Here is a 1,919-nt window from a genome sequence, read left to right on the forward strand (position 1 = left end):
GCACGGCCAGCAGCGGGCCGCGCAGCCCCGTGCTGAGCTCCCCCAGTGCCGTCTGGGCCTCCAGCCGGGCCAGCGGCGCGCCGAAGCAGTAGTGGACGCCGCCGCCGAAGCCGAGGTGCTCGTTGGTCTCGCGGCACGGATCGAAGCGCTCCGGGGCCGGTACGTGGTCCGGGTCGCGGCTGCCGGCGGCGAGCACGAGCACGATCGGCGCGCCGCGCGGGATCGTGGTGCCGCCGATGGTGATGTCGTCGAGCGCCACGCGCGTCGCGGGGAAGTGCACCGGCGGCTCGTAGCGCAGCAGTTCCTCCACGACGCCGACGACCAGGCCCGGCTCGTGCCGCATCCGTTCGAGCACCTCCGGGTGGCGCAGCAGGGTGAGCATCCCGTTGGCGATGAGGTTGACGGTCGTCTCGTGCCCGGCGACCAGGATCAGCGTCACCGTGCTGACCACCTCCTCCATCGCCATGCCGCCGTCCGGGCCGTCGTCGGTGAGCAGTCCCGACAGCAGGTCCGGGCCGGGGGCGCGGCGGCGGGCGTCCGCCAGCCCGCGCACGTAGTCCGCCAGGGCCTCGGCGGCACGCTCGCGGCGGCGCACCCGTTCGGCGACCTGGTCCTCACCGGGACCGACGGTCTCCACGATCTCGGTCGACCACGCGTGGAACAGCGGCTCGTCCTCACGCGGCACGCCGAGCACCCGGCAGATCACCGTCACCGGGAACGGGTAGGCGACCGCCTCGACGAGGTCGGCGCGCCGGTCGCCGGCGATCGCGTCGATCAGTTCGGTGACGATCGCGGTCAGCTCCGGCCGCAGGCCCGTCACCAGGTCCGGTGAGCCGGGCGGGCCGAAGTGCCGCATCGCCAGCCCCCGCAGCCGGTCGTGCTCCGGCGGATCGACGACGATGAAGGCGGGCTCGCGGCCGGGCGGCACGGGTTCGCGGCCGGCGAAGCGCTCGGCGAGGTTACGGCGGTCGGAGCTGATCCGCGGGTCGTGCAGGAGCGCGACGATCTCGCGGTAGGTGCTGACGACGTAACTGCCGTCCTCCAGCGCCGCCACCGGGGTCGCGCGCAACTCGGCGTACAGCGGGTACGGGTCGGCGCGCCCGGCGCGGTCGAGGATCCGGCCGAACACCTCACTCTCTGTCATGGTCTCCCCCTTCCATCCGGCGGCGCGCCGCGGCGGTCACCGCGAGCGGTGGACCAGCCAGGCCCGGCGTTCGGCCGGGTCGTGGCCGGTCACGACGACGGTCGCGCCGTGGCCGGCCGTCACCCGGTCGGGCACCTGCGCCGGGACCGGGCACGCCGCACCGGCCGGCTCGACGGTGCGGAACCGGGGCGGGAACGGCGCGGCCTGCTCGATCAGCCCCTGGTAGAACTCCAGCCACATCCCCTGGTCGAAGCCGACCGCGGCGGTGATCCGCCCGCGGTGGCCGTACACGGCGACGAAACGGAACTCCTTGGCCGCCCCCTGCGTGATCATCACCTCGTCCGCGAAGGTCGGCACGCCCACCGACTTGATCTCGGTGTCGAACTGGGTGGACCAGAACTCCGGCAGGCTCAGGTGCGGCCAGCGCGCGTCTGGCCGCTGAGCATGTTGTGCGCGGCCACCTCGGCCTGGGCGACCGCGCTCCCCCAGTGTTCGAGCGCCAGGAACTGGTACTCATACACCGGGTGCGGCAGGCGCGCGACGTCGCCGGCGGCGAAGACGTCGTCGGTGACCAGGCCGTTGATGTCGAACGCACGGCAGCCCGCGTCGCAGGCCACGCCCCAGGGCCCGGCCGCCAGCCCGGAGCCCTCCAGCCACTCGACGTTGCGGACCGCGCCGAGCGCGGCGACCGCCAGGTCCACCTCCAGCACGTCGCCGTCGGACAGGCGAGCGCGGCACAGCCGGCCGTCCTCGCCCTCCAGCGCCGTGACGGCGA

The 1,919-nt window shown here is 74.4% G+C and carries 3 protein-coding genes; all 3 read right to left on the minus strand.

Translation table 11 applies throughout. From position 1 onward, the window contains the following. Window positions 1-1,144: cytochrome P450 (locus ACFFNX_RS49540; RefSeq protein WP_378213443.1), on the minus strand; the 1,144-nt coding region annotated here is incomplete at its 3' end. A gap of 36 nt (window positions 1,145-1,180) precedes the next feature. Continuing rightward, window positions 1,181-1,501, minus strand: a complete 321-nt coding sequence (locus ACFFNX_RS49545; RefSeq protein ID WP_378213444.1) for a hypothetical protein — start codon at window positions 1,499-1,501, stop codon at window positions 1,181-1,183. Between the two features lie 53 nt (window positions 1,502-1,554). Next, window positions 1,555-1,919 (minus strand): FAD-dependent oxidoreductase (locus ACFFNX_RS49550; RefSeq protein ID WP_378213445.1); only part of this gene is annotated, 365 nt, incomplete at its 5' end.

This window comes from Actinoallomurus acaciae (assembly GCF_042429965.1).
Lineage (GTDB): Bacteria > Actinomycetota > Actinomycetes > Streptosporangiales > Streptosporangiaceae > Actinoallomurus > Actinoallomurus acaciae.